Origin of the sequence: Flavobacterium sp. LM4 (genome assembly GCF_002017935.1) — a bacterium.
GTDB lineage: Bacteria > Bacteroidota > Bacteroidia > Flavobacteriales > Flavobacteriaceae > Flavobacterium > Flavobacterium chungangense.
On sequence record NZ_MUFW01000001.1, the window covers coordinates 2,032,254 to 2,049,558 of the forward strand.

Here is a 17,305-nt window from a genome sequence, read left to right on the forward strand (position 1 = left end):
AAAGATAGAATCATTTTTCGTTTATCCAAAACATTTTTTTAAAAAAAATCAATTCGTACCTTCGCCGTGGTAAATAAATAAATATGGTTTTAACAGTTGATATTGGTAATACCCGAATTAAAGCTGCTGTCTTTGAGGGGAGTACTGTTTTGGAAAAATTTGTTTTTGAGAAAAATGAACTCGAAAAAAAAATTAAAAAAATTTTAAAAAAATTTCAAAACTGCTCTGATTTAGTCGTTGCATCAGTCGGAAATATCGAAAGACAATCTTTTTTGGCTTTAGAAAAAGAACTTAATATTCATTTTTTGACCCATGAGGATGTTTTTCCTTTTGTAAATAAATATGCAACCCCAAAAACGTTAGGAATAGACAGGATGGTTTTGGCTGCGGGAGCCACTTTACAATTCCCCAAACAAAACAGATTAGTTATTGATGCCGGAACATGTATTACCTACGATTTTATCGACGAATTTGATACTTATTTAGGCGGAGCAATTTCTCCGGGCCTGCGATTGCGTTACGAAACGTTACATAATTACACAGCTAAGCTGCCTTTGCTGAGTCTGGAAGCACCGGATTCCTATATAGGAAACAGTACTTTTCAGGCAATACATTCTGGGATTGTCAATGGTTTCGTCTATGAGATTGACGGTTTTATCGATGAATATCGCGCAAATTATTCAAATTTTATAATAATTTTAACGGGAGGTGATGCAGAATTTTTGGCTAAACGATTAAAAAATACCATATTTGCCAATTCAAATTTCTTACTTGAGAGTTTGAACCAAACATTTCAATATAAAATCAACAATGATTAAAAAAATTATACTAAGCGCTTGTTTGCTTATTTCGTTCGTTTCATTTGCTCAGCAAGGTACTGCTTCACCTTATTCATTCTACGGAATTGGGGACATCAAATTTAAAGGAACTTTAGAAAACAGGTCAATGGGAGGTGTTTCGGTTGAGCAGGATAGTATTCACTTAAATGTTGAGAATCCTGCAAGTTATGCCAGTCTTATGCAAACTACTTTTACGGTTGGCGGTACTTACGGAACTTCAAAAGTAAAGTCACAAACGGAGACAGCCAGTTCTACAAGGTCAACCTTTGATTATTTACTTTTAGGAATCCCAATGGGTAAATTTGGAGCAGGATTTGGATTGATTCCGGTTTCATCAGTTGGTTATAAAATTAGAAATGATAATTCAGGTACAGAGGGTCTTACAAGTTCTCAATATGAAGGAAAAGGAGGCTTGAATAAAGTCTTTTTGGCATTAGGCTACAAAATAAAACCAAATTGGAGTGTAGGTGCTGATATGCAATACAACTTTGGTAAAATTGAAACTACCAGTATAGAAGCCATTACAGGAGTTTCAAGCGCTACAAGAGAAATTAATACTTCAACCTTATCCGGGGTTAATTTTAATATTGGTACGATGTATCAAACTAAGATTTATAAAAAAACAGAATTATTTACCAGTTTGTCTTATACTTTTGGAAGCAATCTAAAATCAGACAGTGAAAGAACTATTGAGGTTGATGGTGATGCAACTTCAGTAGATGACCTGAATAGCTCTACTTTAAAATTACCAAACAAATTAACCATTGGTGCAGGTATTGGTGAGGCAAGAAAATGGTTAGTGGGTACTACTGTAGCTTTTCAGGGTAATGGTAAGTTTCAAAATTATTATAACACAAGTGACGATGTGCGTTATGAGAAATATGCAAAATATGCAATTGGGGGGTATTACCTTCCCAACTACGGTTCATTTACAAGTTATTTAAGCCGAGTTACCTATAGAGCAGGATTGAAATATGAAAAAATTGGTCTTATTGTAAATAATGAATCAATAAAAGATGTTGGTGTGACATTAGGAGCTGGTTTTCCTATTACGGGAACTTTTTCTAATGTAAATTTTGGAATTGAATATGGTAAAAAAGGAACGGTTTCTTCAAATTTGATTCAGGAAAATTACCTAAACTTTAGCTTAAGTTTCTCTTTTAATGACAAATGGTTCGTAAAAAGTAAATTCAACTAATGCTTAAATTTATGTTTTTATAAGCTCAATACAATTTACTACATTTGGCGAATGAATTTACCAAAAAGACATACTATTATAACCGTTGTCACAGTTCTTGCTGTGACACTGTTTTTTGGTTGCGAAAGTAATTTTAAAGAAGTTCAGAAAATTAACTTTTCAGAATTTTTTCCTGCAACAGATGCTGATACAATCAATATAAAATATACAGATTCTGGCCGTATAACCGGTGTTTTGAAAAGCCGTAAAATGTTGGATTATGCTAGTGTTGATTTTCCTTTTACAGAATTTCCTAAAGGAATTGATGTTACATTATATGATAAAAAACAAAAACGTACTTTTATAGTGGCAAATTATGCGGTTTCTTACAAGCAAACGGGCATAATTGATTTGCTGGGAAAAGTAAAGATTACGTCTGAGGCCGGGCAGGTGCTTGAGACAGAACAACTATACTTTGATCAGAAAAACGAATGGTTTTACACCGAAAGAAAATTTAAGCTTACGGATGCAAAAGGAGTTTCGCATGGTCAGGGAATAGATTTTAGCAAAGATTTTAAAGTGATAAATTCACAACGGGTAAGCGGAAAAATTGAAGCCGACGAAGAATAAAATATAAATTATGAATTACTTAAAATATACACAATACGTTTACTTATTAATTGCAGGTGCTTTTATTTATGATGGAATTACAAAGTTAAACGATGCTGATGGAACTCCCTGGCTTAGTTTTTTGATTGCAGGTGTAAGTGTTTTTATGTTTTTCTTCAGAAGAAAGTTTTCTAAGAAATTTGACGATCATTATAAAAAATAGTAAAAAATGGAAATTAGTATTATAATACTATGTTTAATACTATCAGCCTTTTTTTCAGGAATGGAAATAGCTTTTATTTCCTCTAATAAAATTTATCTTGAAATCGAAAAAAAACAAGATAATTTTGTTTCCGGAATATTAACAAAACTTACAGAAAAACCATCCAAATTTATTGCGGCAATGCTTATTGGTAACAATGTAGCGTTAGTTGTTTATGGTTTTTTTACCGCAGATTTGATTCTGAAATGCATTACAAATTTAGGGTATCAATTTTCTGATTATACGAATTTGTTTCTCCTCACTTTAATCTCCACTTTTATTATTTTAATAACGGCAGAGTTTTTTCCAAAAGTTTTTTTTCAGATTTATGCCAATTCTCTAATTCGGATTTTTGCCATTCCGGCTTATATTTTTTACCGGTTGTTCTATTATATTTCAACTTTCTTTATTTGGATTTCTGATTTTATTCTAAGAAAATTTTTTAAGACAAAAGGGGATCAGGTACAGTTGTTTTTTAGTAAAATTGAACTTGGGAATTATATTTCTGAGCAGCTGAACGCTGCTGAAGACAATGAAGAAGTCGATTCTGAAATTCAAATTTTTCAGAACGCATTAGAGTTTTCAGGCGTAAAGGCACGAGATATAATGACCCCCCGAACAGAAATTGTAGATATAGATTTATTTGACAGTGTTTCTGATCTTAAATCTTTATTTATAGAAACAGGCTATTCTAAAATTATTGTGAGTCAAAATTCTTTGGATGATATTGTAGGATATGTGCATTCTTTTGATTTGTTTAAAAAACCAAAAACAATAAAGTCAGTTTTGATGGCAGTTGAATTTGTGCCTGAAACAATTTTGATAAAAGATGCTTTGAACTTACTGATCAAAAAAAGGCGAAATGTAGCTGTTGTTCTGGATGAATATGGCGGGACTTCAGGAATTATTACGATAGAGGATATTGTAGAAGAACTTTTTGGTGAAATTGAAGATGAACATGATCTGGATGAAGAATTAATCGAACAGGAAATAAAGGAGGGAGTATATCTTTTTTCGGCAAGGTTAGAGGTTGAATATTTAAATGAAACCTATAAATTAGGAATCCCGGAAAGTGATTCTTATGGAACCTTAGGAGGATTTATTGTTGACTATACGAAAGATATTCCTTATAAAAGCGAAAAAATTAGTATTGGAAATTATCGTTTTGTGATAGAAGAATGTTCCAACAAGAAAATCGAATTAGTAAAAATGACTATAAAAGAATAATTTTTTTAATAATTTAAAAAAAAAGTCGAAAATAAAACTCTAGTTGTATTGTTATTAACCAGATAATTGTATTTTCGCAAACTGAATATAAAATTAACGATAATAAAAATGGCAGTTTTAGCAAAAATTAGACAGCGTTCCGCATTATTGATAGGAGTTATTGCACTTGCATTATTTGCATTTATAATACAAGATCTTTTCAATAGCGGTACTTTTGGTCAAAGTTCAAAAGATGTAGGAAGCATCGATGGAAAGGATATTTCATTTGAAGACTTTAGAGTTAAAGTTAGTAATGTTGAAAAAAGTGGGCAAGGAATTACTTCCACTGAAGCTGCAAACAGAGTATGGGATCAGGAAGTTTCAATCGCTTTATTATCAACCCAGTTTGATAAATTAGGATTGAGAGTTGGAGAAAAACACCTTTTGGAAGTTTTAAAAGCGGATCCTAATATTGGTAAAAATCCAATGTTCTTAAATGCTGCAGGTATGTTTGATATTACTAAATTCAAAGAATACTTTAAAGCAAATCCTGAAGCAGCTCAGTTTATTACTGAAAAAGAAAAAGATGCTACTTTAAATGCAAAATTCCAAATCTACAACACTCTTGTAAAATCAGGTCTTTATACTACTGCCAGCGAAGGAAAGCTGAAATATGAAATGGAAGCAAACAAAGTGAATTTTGCGTATGCTGCCGCTTTATACTCTTCTATTAAGGATAGTGAAGTAAAAATTTCTGATTCAGAGATTGTGGATTACATGAAGAAAAACGAGAAAAAATTCAAAGCTGATGCAACTCGTGAAATTCAATATGTATTAGTTGAAGACAAACCTTCAAAAGAAGATGAAGCTGAAATTAAAGCTAAAATTACTGCGCTTTTAAACGGAAGAGTAGAGTATAATGCTAAAACCGGTAAAAATGATACATTACCTGGATTTAGAAATGCTACAAACGTAGCTGAATTTGTAAACGCTAATTCAGATGTACCTTATGATTCAACCTATATTGCTAAAAATTCTTTACCTGCAGTAGATGCGGATAAATTATTTAGTTTAGCTCCGGGTCAAATTTATGGACCATATGTTTTTGGAAAATACTATGCTATTTCTAAATCTTTAGGATTTAAGCCGGGTGTTAATGCTAAAGCAAGTCACATTTTAATTGGTTATGAAGGATCTCAGACTCCAAACCAAAAAGAAAAAAGAACAAAAGAAGAGGCTAAAGCTAAAGCAGAAGATATTTTAAAACAAGTTCAGGCAAATCCTGATAGTTTCATGATGCTTGCTTTTACAAGTTCTGATGATTCATCTGCTCAGCAAGGCGGTGATTTAGGATATTTTGGTCCAAACCAAATGGTAAAACCTTTCAATGATTTTGTGTTCAGTAACGGAATTGGAAAAGTTGGTTTAGTTGAAACTCCATTCGGATTTCATATTATTAAAATTACTGATAAACAAGACGGAATTCGTTTAGCTACCATTGCTCAAAAAATTCAGCCTTCTGAAGCTACTTCTGATAAAATATTTACATTGGCAACAAAATTTGAAATGGATGCCGCTGATAAAGATTTTAATGCTACAGCTAAACAATTAGGGTTAAAAGTTGAAGCTCCTATATCAGCTAAAGCTATGGATGAGTCTTTTGGTCCATTAGGAAACCAACGTGCTATTGTAAGATGGGCATTTGATAAAGAAACAAAAGAAGGAGATGTAAAACGTTTTGAAATCGCAAATATTGGTCACGTAATTGCACAATACAAAAGCGAAAACAAATCAGGTTTAGTATCTGTTACATTAGCAAGACCTTATGTAGAGCCAATCTTAAAGAACAAGAAAAAAGCAGAAATATTAAAAGCGAAAATGACAGGTTCAAGTATCGAAGCTATCGCTAAAACTGCTGGGGTTAAAGTTCAACAAGCAACAAATGTTACTATGGAAAACCCTACTTTACCAGGTGGAGTTGGTCAGGAGCCTAAAGTTGTAGGTAATGCGTTTGCATTGTCAGCTAATAAAATTTCGGCTCCAATCGAGGGGAATACGGGAGTTTATGTTGTAAAAAATATCAGTACTATTAAAGCACCAGCTATTGCTAATCATGCTGAATATGTATCGAAAGTAAAAGCTCAAAGCGCATCTGATGCAAGCAGAATTTTGCCGGCTTTGAAGAACAATGCTAAAATAGAAGATAACAGATTACAGTTTAATTACTAATCTTAGTAAAATAAAGTAAGACACAAACCCGAAACGTTTTAAATGTTTCGGGTTTTTCTTTGCTCTAAAAAAATGTTTTGTAAGATATTTTTGTAATAAACTGAGTTTCATAGCCTTAATCATATAGGGATAATAGAAATATGATTTAAAAAATTTGGGATATTCAATTTATTACAGTTAATTTGTCAGAATTTTTGTTTTAACAAAATAAATTTAATTAGGAAATATTAAAAAAATTACGAAAAAGATGATAGGTAAATGCTTTAATAATCAGGTATTTAATTTGTTTTATGTTTAAGTTTTTTAGCAAAAAACCTAAGGTGTATTCCAAAATTGAGAATCATATTTTTGGAATAATAACTGAACTTTTAAAAGTTAGTAACACAGACATTAATGTCGATGAATTAGGCGGCAAGTACTATTTAAGTAATGAAGAACAGCATTTTAAAGTTACCATATTAAGTAACGATTATGTTATACGACTAACCAATACCCGCGATTCTGTCGCTGAAAAGTATGACAAGGTTTTTGTTGAAGATGTTTTAAGAGCTGTAAAAGAAGAAAAACATCGCAGAATGGAATTAGTTTATGATTCGATTACCAATAGTATAGAGAAAATGGCTGAGCGCCTGCATAATACTCTTATCGAATCTAATGAACTGGAAAATGAGAAAGTCAGACATTTGGAATCTGAGCCTATTAGTGATCAGAAAGTAAATTTTTAATTAGTATTTTTTTATTGACAAAACAATTACTCTCGTAAAATCATTTCATCATAAGTAAGTATTGTATCATATCCTTTTGATGCAAAATAATGTCTTGGGTTATCTTTAGAAATTACCATTACAAAATCACCACCCCACGCACCAAGACTTTTAACAACTCCGTTAAAATCAGGAAAAGCCTTTTCTTTAATAGTTTGCAGCTCGAGTATATCACTAATATGAATCTCGTGATTTTGTAAAGATTGAGCAAATTCTTTCAATGTTTTTGCTTTGATAACCGCATCAGTAATTTTATTATTGTCAAGTATGTTTTTGCTTAAATGATTGTTTTTGTTGTTATAGTAAGCACTAATGGCTTGTTTGCTGCTTTGCTTTTTATTGAGATATACAAAATAAATGTTTTGAGAAAAATCCGGATTAAAATTTATGGATTCTACAATAGGGGAACTGTTTTCTAAGCGATAAATAATCGGACTATCGTTTTGTGCACAGGCGATATCGTAGCCACTTCCTCCAAAACTGTTTTTGAGTAGCGTGAAAGCATCAATTTGTGTCCACTGTGCAATGTTGTTGAGTAAAGTTGAAGATGTTCCTAATCCCCAGTTTTTAGGAAACGTCAGTTGTGTTATTGCTTTATATCCGTTAGCATTATCAATGAAAACAGGATTTAAAAGATAGGCTTCATGTAATATAGTAATCAGCGTTGTTTTTACGGTTTCAATTTCTGCCTTTACATTATTAATTATTTCATTGAACGAAATAGTATCTTCGAACCAAATTTTTTCATCAATATTGTAGCTTTTCCATTGAATTTCCTGATTTGAACCGTTTTCAATAATTAGATTTTGGCCAAATTTTGTTGGTAATGCAAAAGCTTTTGCGCCGTCAAGGACTAAATATTCTCCTGTTATTAAGAGTTTTCCGTTGCTGTAAAAGGTTCTTTTCATTCGTTGTTTTTTAGCCCCGATGGTAACGATATCTTTTTGTGGCGGACCCGATAGCTATCGGGAGCCACAAAAGAATTAGTGGACAGCGGGAATAGCTTCATCCATAGATTATGCTTCTGGATGATAATATTATTTTCTTAGATTTTCAATAAATTCTACTACAGCGTTATGAGATATGGCCGTTTTTTTAAAATGAGTTTTAATTAAATGGCGCTCTTCTTCGTTGGCCTCAAATTGATTGATTATATTATTGAGGTGCATTTTCATGTGGCCTTCCTGAATACCAGTTGTAGTTAGAGAGCGCAAAGCGGCAAAATTTTGTGCTAAACCCGCTACGGCAACAATTTCCATTAATTCTTTGGCTGAAGGTTTTTGGAGAATTTCTAAACACAATTTTACCAGGGGATGTAATGAAGTTAATCCGCCAACTGTGCCTAAAGCCAGTGGGATTTCAAGCCAAAAAGTAAAAATTCCGTTTTCAATTTTAGCATGAGATAAACTCGCGTATTGTCCATTTTTTGATGCATAGGCGTGAACACCGGCTTCAACTGCCCTGAAGTCATTTCCTGTTGCCAGAACCACAGCATCAACACCATTCATGATCCCTTTGTTGTGTGTCACGGCTCTGAATGGTTCAACCTCGGCAATTTGAACAGCCTGCACAAATCGTTCGGCAAAATCCCTGGGATTTGGAATGTGTTTTTCGGTTAGATCTTCAATTGGACATGAAACTTCGGCTCTTACAATGCAATTTGGAACATAATTTGACAAAATGCTCATTATAACCTCAATTTCTAAGTTTGCATTTTGTGCTTCATCTTTTAAGGTTGTTGCAAATTGTTCCAGGCATGAATTAATAAAATTTGCTCCCATGCTGTCTTTCGTTTCAAATGTTGCATGTAACTGGAAGTAATTATCGAGCAGGTCTCTTTTGTCTTTTAAATAAATGTCCAGAATTCCACCACCACGTTGTTGCATGTTTTTAGTAATATTTTGCGTGTCAGAAAAGAATTTTGGCTTTATTTTATTGAAGAAAGCGTTTAATTTTTCAGCATCTCCATTAAAAGTAAAATGAACTTGTCCTATTTTTTCGGTATCTATTACGGTTGCTTTAAAACCTCCACGTGTTGCCCAGTATTTTGCAGATTTTGAGGCGGCTGCGACTACTGAACTTTCTTCAATTGCCATCGGAATGGTTTTGTACTTTCCGTTAATCATGAAATTTGGAGCAACACCAAGCGGAATATATAAATTGGTTATAGTGTTTTCAATAAATTCATCATGTAATTGCTGAAGCTTTTCGTCTGTATTCCAGTAATTTCTTATAATGTTTAAGGCTTCTTCGGGGGTTGAAAAGTATTCATTTGCAATCCAGTTTATTTTTTCTTTTTTGGATAATTTAGAAAATCCGGCAACGGCGTTGTTCATTCTCAGTCTATTAAGTAGTGTAGTGGTTGCAAAGATACCATTTTAAGCGTTTTATTTGAAATGTTTTTTTTATTCAAAAAGGATTTAAATTTTATTTTTTTAACATTTAACAGTTAAAATGTGTATTATGTTCGATTTTTTTACTAAAATTGGACTCTTTTTTATATTTAAAATAATCCTGATGAATTCAAGTAAAATTACTGTAATGCTTTTGTTTTTAGTTGCTACGGTTTTTGGGCAACAAAAAATAACAGTCGAAAATATTTATAGCGGAGCATTTCGTGCTAAAGGAATGGACGAACTGCAATCGTTAAAAAACACAGATCAATATACTGTTTTAAATGTTGATCAGGCCAGCAGAAGCATGCAGATTGATTTATATGATTTTGCAACCCTCAAAAAAGTATCAAATTTAATAGATACAAAAAATCATGCGGTACTTGCAGACGGTATAGACAGCTATACTTTTGATGCGTCAGAAAAAAAGATTTTAATTGCCTGTAACTCCAATCAGATATTTCGCCACTCGTTTACAGCAGATTATTTTTTATATGATATTACATCCAAATCACTAACAAAACTTTTTGATTTTCAGGTTCAGGAACCAACTTTTTCGCCGGATGGAACCAAAATTGCTTATGCCAAAGAAAATAATCTTTACGTATATGATGTTGCCTCAAAAAAATCTACAGCAGTCACCACTGATGGAAAGAAAAACGCAATTATAAATGGTATAACGGATTGGGTTTATGAAGAAGAATTTGCTTTTGTCCGGGCATTCGACTGGAGTAAAGACAGTAAAAAACTAGCTTATATCCGTTTTGATGAAAGTCAGGTTCCGGAATTTTCGATGTCTATGTTTCATAAAGATTTATATCCGTCGATTGAAACATTCAAATATCCTAAAGCAGGAGAAAAAAATTCAGAAGTTTCTTTGCATATTTTTGATGTAGCGGGAAATAGCACTAAAAAAGTTGATTTAGCAAATTATAATGACTTTTACATCGCAAGACTACAATGGACAAATGATAATAATACTTTATCAGCTCAGGTTTTAAATCGCCATCAGGATAATCTTGATTTGTTGTTTGTAGATGGGACTACGGGTTTAGCAAAAGTGGTTCTGAATGAAAAAGATAAGGCATATATTGATGTTACAGATAATTTGACATTCTTAAAAGATAACAGTTTTATCTGGACCAGCGAAAAAGATGGATTTAATCATATTTATTTATATGATAAAGCCGGAAAACTTAAAAATCAGGTTACAAAAGGAAACTGGGAAGTGACTTCATACTACGGTTTCGACGAAAAAACAAAAACTATTTTCTACCAGTCTACAGAAAATGGTTCTATCAACAGAGCAGTTTACCGTATTTCATTGGACGGAAAAAACAAAACAGCTTTAACTGCTAAAATTGGAACAAATTCAGCTACTTTCAGTCCAAATTTCCAATTCTTTATTAATACTTTCTCCAGTAATTTACAGCCTACAACTTATACTTTAAATGAAGCGAAAACCGGAAAAGAAATTCAGGTGATTGAAGATAATAAGGCACTTGCTACTAAATTAACAGCTTATAATTTACCTGCAAAAGAATTCTTTGTTTTAAAAACGGCTAAAGGAAATGAATTAAATGCCTGGATTTTAAAACCAAAAGATTTCGATCCTTCTAAAAAATATCCTGTTTTTATGTACCAATATTCAGGTCCGGGATCTCAACAGGTAAATAACGACTGGAACAACACTGATGATTATTGGTTTTTATCACTTACTCAGCAAGGTTGCATTGTAGCCTGTGTTGATGGAAGAGGTACAGGTTTTAAAGGTGCTGATTTCAAAAAAGTAACGCAAAAAGAATTAGGAAAATTTGAAGTAGAAGATCAAATCGATGCAGCAAAAGTAATAGGTGCTTATCCATATGTGGATGCTTCAAGAATTGGCATTTTCGGATGGAGTTATGGTGGTTTCATGGCTTCAAACTGTATTTTTCAGGGCGCAGATGTTTTCAAAATGGCAATTGCAGTTGCTCCGGTAACCAACTGGCGTTTTTATGATAGTGTTTACACAGAAAGATATATGCAGACTCCACAAGAAAATGCTAGCGGATACGATCAGAATTCTCCAATCAACCACGTTGATAAATTAAAAGGTAAATTTTTATTGATTCACGGTTCCGGTGATGATAACGTTCATGTTCAAAATTCGATGCAAATGATGGAGGCTTTAATTCAGGCTAACAAACAATTTGATTCTCAGGTATATCCGGATAAAAATCACGGTATTTATGGTGGGAAAACCAGAATTCAGCTCTACAATAAAATGACTAATTTTATTAAAGAAAATTTATAATAAACATACGGAATAGAGGTATTTAATACAATTCAACTTAAATAAATATATGGAACAAAATTTAACAATAGAACAAATTCAAGACTTTAAAGGGAAATATCCAAAACAATTGTGGTCTTTATTTATGGTTGAAATGTGGGAACGTTTTTGCTTTTATGGCATGCGTGGGGTTCTTACTTTTTTTATGGTGGATCAGCTGCTTTTAAAAGATGACGCAGCAAGTTTGCAATATGGTGCTATTCAGGCTTTTGTTTATGCATTTACATTTATTGGCGGTATCTTTGCAGATAAAGTTTTAGGCTTTAAAAAATCGTTGTTTTTTGGGGGTGTAGTGATGATCCTTGGGAATTTGCTTATTGCTTTTTCCCCTCAAACGATGTTTTATTATGGAATTGCTTTCTCGATTATTGGAACTGGTTTTTTTAAACCTAATATTTCTTCTATGGTGGGTGAACTTTACCATGAAAAAGATCCAAGAAGAGATGCCGGTTACGGAATGTTTTATGCAGGTATAAATATTGGAGGGCTTTTTGGAGGAGCTTTGTGTATTTATTTAGGGAAATATCACTCTTGGTCATTGTGTTTTCTGGCCGCAGCAATAGTAATGGTTTTAGGATTGATCACTTTTTTATATACTAAGAAAAATTTAGGTCCAATTGGAAATTCTCCATTATTAGAATTGCCGGCACAAAAAAGAAAAATTCGTGAGATTGCAGTTTATGTAGGTTCTATATTAAGTATTCCGTTGATTTTTATAATGGTAAAGAATACAAGTTATACAGATTATTTCATGTATACTATAGGCACTGTTGCAGTTGGATACTTTATTTTTGAATTGATAAAACTGGGAGAGATTAGTTTGCAAAAGAAGTTATTTGCAGCCTTTATATTTATTTTTTGTTATTTCTTATTCATGGCTATATTTGAGCAAAGTGGAGGTTCTCTGTCTCTTTTTGCAAAAGATAATTTAAAAAGTAGTTTGTTGTTTTTTCATATAGATCCTAATATTGTAAATAATAGTTCGAATACTTTTTTCGTAATTGTTTTTAGTCCGCTGGCAGGTCTGCTTTGGCTTTGGCTTGCTAATAAGAAAATTGAACCTAATACGATTATTAAATTTGGAATAGGATTTTTGTTTTTAGCCGCGTCTTTTTTCATTTTTTACTACACCAGGTTTTTTGCAGATGAAAATGGAATGACTTCATTAAACATATTTACTTTAGCTTATTTAGTTACTACTTTGGGAGAGCTTTGTTTGGGGCCAATTGGGATGTCTATTATTACCAAATTATCTCCAAAAAGATTATTTGGTATGATGATGGGTTTGTGGTTTCTTGCAAGTGCATTTGGACAGTTAGCGGCTGGAAAATTAGGTGCTGAAATGTCGAAATCTAATACAGGGTCTTCATTGTTGTCTAAATTACAATCATATACAGATGGTTATTATCAATTAGCTATCTATGCATTGATTGCAGGGGTGGGACTTATTGTTTTGTCTCCCTTTGTTAAAAAATTAATGCAAGAAGTAAAATAGGCATTTTTCAGTAGTATTTTTGTTTAAATTTGAAGAAAATAAATCGACATGAAAAAAATATTTATACTGGTATTTTTTATAATTGGTTCTTTTGCTGTAAAGGCTCAGGAGCTAAATTGGCATACTGACATAAAGGAAGCAATAACGGTAAGTAACAAGGAAAAAAAAACCATTACTCATGTTTTTTACTGGAAGTGATTGGTGTGGTTGGTGTATCCGTTTGCAAAATGAAGTCCTGAAAACACCAGAATTTCAAAAATGGGCGAAAGAAAATGTAATTCTGGTTGAATTGGACTATCCAAGAAGAACTGCTCAAACACCAGAGATTAAAACTCAAAATGCTGAATTGCAACAAGCTTTTGCTATCCAAGGATATCCAACAGTTCATTTTGCCAGTGCAGAAAGCAAGGATGGAAAAGTAAATTTTAAGGGGCTAGGACAGACGGGGTACGTTGCCGGAGGTCCAACGGCTTGGCTTGCTGTAGCTGATGGAATAATTAAATCTCAAAAGATGTAAAAAAACATTTTTAATAAATATTAAAAATCCTCTCACTTCAAAGTGAGAGGATTTTTTGTTTTAGTAAGAAAATGTGTTTTAATTTCTGTGTAGTAGTTTCGATAAATATTTTATATTGATAAAATATTATGGCTAAAAAAATGTATTGTATAATTTTAAGTGTAAAAAATCTTGTATAATTAAAATATAATGTTAATTTCGTTTTGCTAACCAACCAAATCTTTATATTATGAATAAAAAACTACTTCTATTAATTTTCTTTTTAGGGACAATAACTTTTCAAGCCCAAAATTTAGTTTGGAAGACCAGTATGGATACTGCTATCGCTGCAAGTAATGAAGAAAATAAGCCGATGTTGATTTTTTTTACTGCTTCGAGTGCTCCAAATAATCTACAAAATGAAGTTTTTAAAACACCTGATTTTGCAGTTTGGTCTAGAGATAATGTGATTTTAGTTAAATTAGATCTATCTGATGCTAATGCCTCAGATACGGATAAAGAGCAAAATGTCAAGCTTAAAAATGCGTTTGGCGTTGAAGATTTACCCGAAGTTTGCTTTGCAAGTGCATCCATCAGAAAAAATAAAACTACTTTTCAGGCTCTTGGTAAAATTGGATATAAGCCGGGAGGTGCTAAAGCATGGATTTCTGAGTCAGAAGCTATTTTGCATCCAAGTGAATAGTAGCTTAGGTAAGCTTCTTACTTTATTCGTACAACCCTTTCTTGGTAATTGCTGGAAAGGGTTTTTTATTTAAAAGAAATTAGGCAGTAGTTGAATAATTGAAATTTTAAAGTATTAAAAATTCAATTAAATTTAAAATTTTAATCATAAATTATTGATTTCATTTTAATGCTTTTTAGCAATAAATATTGTTTTCAAATGGATCTTTCGATGTTTATTTTATGTTAATTTAGTTTTATTAATATAATCGAAAACCAATTAAATATGACCCGAAAATTACTTATTCTTGCATTCTTTCTGATTAATATTTCAATGAAATCGCAGGTATTAGAGTGGAAAACTAACATTACAGATGCTATACTTCTAAGCAATGAAATAAGAAAACCAATGCTAATTTTATTTACAGCAGCAAATGCTCCTGAAAATTTGCAAAATGAAGTTTTTAACACGGAAGATTTTGAGAAATGGTCTCGAAAAAATGTTATTTTAGTAAAACTTGACTTATCTGATACTGAAATGTCAACCGAGGAAAGAGATCAGAATATTAAATTGAAAAATGCCTTTGGAGTCGCAAATCTGCCCGAAGTGTACTTAGCAAAAGCTTTTATAAGAAATGATGAAAGATCTTTTAGTGTATTGGGTAAGCTGCCGTACAATTTCACAGGAGTTGATGGTTGGATAAACGATTCTAATTTAATATTGAATGCACAATAATTAATTACTTAGTTTGTAAAATCCTTTTTCAGTAATAGAATGAAAAGGGATTTTTTGTTTCACGCAAGTCGTTTTCCAATATTTTTGAATCGAATATGAATTTGATGCATCTGCGATAACAATTTTAGGGTGAGTGCTTTTTAAAAGACGATTTAAATTTATTTTTGGAGATTGTATTAGCAGCAAAATATCTGGTTGCACATTCTCTAAATAAATACCTGAACTATCAATAATAAAAATCTTTTTATTATTAAAATACAAAGTGTTTCTAATTTTTGTTTCCTTTTTCAACAGGCTAAAATTGCCAATTAAATAAGAATTTAAAACGTTATTTTTTGATATTTTTTTTAACGGCTCATTGTTGTAAAAAAGAGTAACATTTTTTCCGTTTCTTTCAGATATACTTGTTTTTTTCTTTATGTTGTAAACAATGATTTCTTGTTGGCTCTGGACTTCTTTTTTTGTAAGCAAAAAAGAAAGCTGTAAAATAATTACAGAACTCAAAACTGCAGTCAGTTTTAAATAATTTGGTTTTTTTATCCAAACTATAGTTAATGTTATCCATAAGTAAAAAGCAAATAAATAATAAGTGTTAAAACTAATGTCTCTTATTACAAATGAATCAAATGAAGCTACAAAATGAATGACCTTATTTAGCAGATAAATACTTTTTTCTAAGATTTTGACCAGGAATTGTGGTGCTATATTAAAAATAGCCAAAATCATGACTATTATTCCGATAACCATGATGAAAGATAAAATTGGAATAATAATAATGTTAGTTACAAAAAACAGTCCGGGAAATTGATGGAAATAATATAAACACAGTGGCAGGGTTCCAATTTGTGCAGCAAATGATACAGTTAAGACATTCCAGATGTTTGCGGTAATTTTGTTTTTGGGATTCCATAAACTTTTTAATATTGGCTGTAGCCAGAGAATAAAAAATAGTGCCAAATAACTTAGTTGGAAACCAATGTCCAATAAAAAGTAAGGCTCAAAAAGTAATATTAAGAGTATTGAAACTAATAAAGTATGATAGGTATTGCCATTTCGGCGTAAATGATTGCCAATGGCCAAAAATGAAAACATCACCACAGATCGTAAGACACAGGGAGATAAACCTGAAATTATGGCAAATATAATTAGTGAAGTTAAAATCGCAATTAACTTTATAAAAGAACCTTTTGGGGTATTGCCAATTGGTTTTAGAATAAAAGCAATAAACAACATAATAAAACCTACATGCAGTCCTGATACCGAAAGGATGTGTGTAGCACCTGAAAATTGATAATCCTGAACAATATCAGGTGATATTTCTTGTCTCTGCCCTAAGATAAGGGCTAAGGCGACATTCATTTCATTCGGATTAAAATGGTTTTGGGTAAGATTGTTTACAATCCTTGTATGCAATTTTGCTGTGTAATACCAAATGTCTTTTCGTATTCTTTTATTAATGCTGATTTCTGATTTTGCAGCATAAACCTGTGCATAGATTTGTTTGTCATTTAAGTATTTACTGTAATCAAACTGATTCGGATTTTTGGGAGAAGAATTGTTTTGTAAGGTAGTTTTTAGCTGAATTATATTTCCAATTATAAGTGAATTGGGTAAACTGTCTTTTTGAATGTTTATAATGATGCGTCCTGAATAATGCTGATTATCAATTTTACTGATTAAAGCAATATATCTGTCATTATAATCATTCGCTTTTAATTTTTCACGCAGACAAAGGGTTATATTTTGTGGTTTTTCAAAAGCTTTTTTACAATTTGTATAATTTGTTTTTTGTAATGATTCGGTATGAAATAATAAAGTTACGCTGCCGATTAAAAATGATATCACATATGTATTTATAGTAAATAGATTAATGAATTGCTTTTTTTTCCTGGATAAAAAATAAGAGACAGTAAACGTAAGTAGTACAGTAGCTAAAGCAGAATTTATTGACAATAGAGGCGGTTGCCAAAAGTAGGCGGTCAAAATACCAATTATAAAACAAATTGTGATTTTTGTCAGAGGAAATTTTAATACTTTCATATCATAAAAGTATAAAAAAATGTAAGAAAAATACTTTTTTATT

At 31.8% G+C, this 17,305-nt stretch carries 14 protein-coding genes and 1 pseudogene; 12 read left to right on the forward strand and 3 right to left on the reverse strand.

Going from position 1 to position 17,305, the window contains the following annotated elements:
* Nucleotides 1–83: 83 nt before the first annotated feature.
* The 7 genes from BXU10_RS09095 to BXU10_RS09125 all read left to right on the forward strand — a co-directional run bounded on the left by BXU10_RS09095 (nucleotide 84) and on the right by BXU10_RS09125 (nucleotide 7,047).
* The gene (locus BXU10_RS09095) at nucleotides 84–818 is read left to right on the forward strand and encodes a type III pantothenate kinase (RefSeq protein ID WP_078227065.1); all 735 of its coding nucleotides are present in this window, start codon (nucleotides 84–86) and stop codon (nucleotides 816–818) included.
* Nucleotides 811–2,037: a membrane protein gene (locus BXU10_RS09100; protein WP_031454216.1), complete on the forward strand. Its 1,227-nt coding sequence runs from the start codon at nucleotides 811–813 to the stop codon at nucleotides 2,035–2,037. Before BXU10_RS09095 ends, BXU10_RS09100 begins: the two co-directional genes overlap by 8 nt.
* Before the next feature lie 51 nt (nucleotides 2,038–2,088).
* Entirely contained in the window at nucleotides 2,089–2,646 is a 558-nt protein-coding gene (lptC, locus tag BXU10_RS09105; RefSeq protein ID WP_078227066.1) for an LPS export ABC transporter periplasmic protein LptC, read from the forward strand.
* Nucleotides 2,647–2,656: 10 nt separating this feature from the next.
* A complete protein-coding gene (locus BXU10_RS09110; RefSeq protein WP_078227067.1) occupies nucleotides 2,657–2,848 on the forward strand; it encodes a hypothetical protein in 192 nt (63 codons plus the stop codon).
* A gap of 6 nt (nucleotides 2,849–2,854) precedes the next feature.
* Nucleotides 2,855–4,114 carry a hemolysin family protein gene (locus BXU10_RS09115; RefSeq protein ID WP_078227068.1) on the forward strand — a complete coding sequence of 420 codons (1,260 nt, stop codon included), beginning with the start codon at nucleotides 2,855–2,857 and terminating at the stop codon, nucleotides 4,112–4,114.
* Nucleotides 4,115–4,222: 108 nt separating this feature from the next.
* Nucleotides 4,223–6,322: a peptidylprolyl isomerase gene (locus BXU10_RS09120; RefSeq protein WP_031454220.1), complete on the forward strand. Its 2,100-nt coding sequence runs from the start codon at nucleotides 4,223–4,225 to the stop codon at nucleotides 6,320–6,322.
* Between the two features lie 320 nt (nucleotides 6,323–6,642).
* Nucleotides 6,643–7,047: a hypothetical protein gene (locus BXU10_RS09125; protein WP_223255415.1), complete on the forward strand. Its 405-nt coding sequence runs from the start codon at nucleotides 6,643–6,645 to the stop codon at nucleotides 7,045–7,047.
* Between the two features lie 26 nt (nucleotides 7,048–7,073).
* Here BXU10_RS09125 and BXU10_RS09130 read toward each other — a convergent pair whose 3' ends face one another.
* Together BXU10_RS09130 and BXU10_RS09135 are read right to left on the reverse strand one after the other, a co-directional pair.
* The gene (locus BXU10_RS09130; protein ID WP_078227070.1) at nucleotides 7,074–7,994 is read right to left on the reverse strand and encodes a GYDIA family GHMP kinase; all 921 of its coding nucleotides are present in this window, start codon (nucleotides 7,992–7,994) and stop codon (nucleotides 7,074–7,076) included.
* Between the two features lie 129 nt (nucleotides 7,995–8,123).
* A complete protein-coding gene (locus tag BXU10_RS09135; protein WP_078227071.1) occupies nucleotides 8,124–9,422 on the reverse strand; it encodes a hydroxymethylglutaryl-CoA reductase, degradative in 1,299 nt (432 codons plus the stop codon).
* Nucleotides 9,423–9,603: 181 nt separating this feature from the next.
* On the opposite strand from BXU10_RS09135, the gene BXU10_RS09140 reads away from it, so the two are divergent.
* From BXU10_RS09140 to BXU10_RS09160, 5 genes and pseudogenes are all read left to right on the forward strand, one after another.
* Nucleotides 9,604–11,775 (forward strand): S9 family peptidase, encoded by a 2,172-nt coding sequence (locus tag BXU10_RS09140; protein WP_078227954.1) that lies wholly within the window; start codon nucleotides 9,604–9,606, stop codon nucleotides 11,773–11,775.
* 49 nt (nucleotides 11,776–11,824) lie between these two features.
* Nucleotides 11,825–13,309, forward strand: a complete 1,485-nt coding sequence (locus BXU10_RS09145; protein WP_078227072.1) for a peptide MFS transporter — start codon at nucleotides 11,825–11,827, stop codon at nucleotides 13,307–13,309.
* Between the two features lie 48 nt (nucleotides 13,310–13,357).
* Nucleotides 13,358–13,826: pseudogene (locus BXU10_RS09150) on the forward strand (thioredoxin family protein).
* Between the two features lie 229 nt (nucleotides 13,827–14,055).
* Entirely contained in the window at nucleotides 14,056–14,508 is a 453-nt protein-coding gene (locus BXU10_RS09155; protein ID WP_078227073.1) for a hypothetical protein, read from the forward strand.
* A gap of 264 nt (nucleotides 14,509–14,772) precedes the next feature.
* The gene (locus tag BXU10_RS09160) at nucleotides 14,773–15,222 is read left to right on the forward strand and encodes a hypothetical protein (protein WP_078227074.1); all 450 of its coding nucleotides are present in this window, start codon (nucleotides 14,773–14,775) and stop codon (nucleotides 15,220–15,222) included.
* Here BXU10_RS09160 and BXU10_RS09165 read toward each other — a convergent pair whose 3' ends face one another.
* Nucleotides 15,223–17,262: a ComEC/Rec2 family competence protein gene (locus BXU10_RS09165; RefSeq protein ID WP_078227075.1), complete on the reverse strand. Its 2,040-nt coding sequence runs from the start codon at nucleotides 17,260–17,262 to the stop codon at nucleotides 15,223–15,225.
* Between the last annotated feature and the right edge of the window lie 43 nt (nucleotides 17,263–17,305).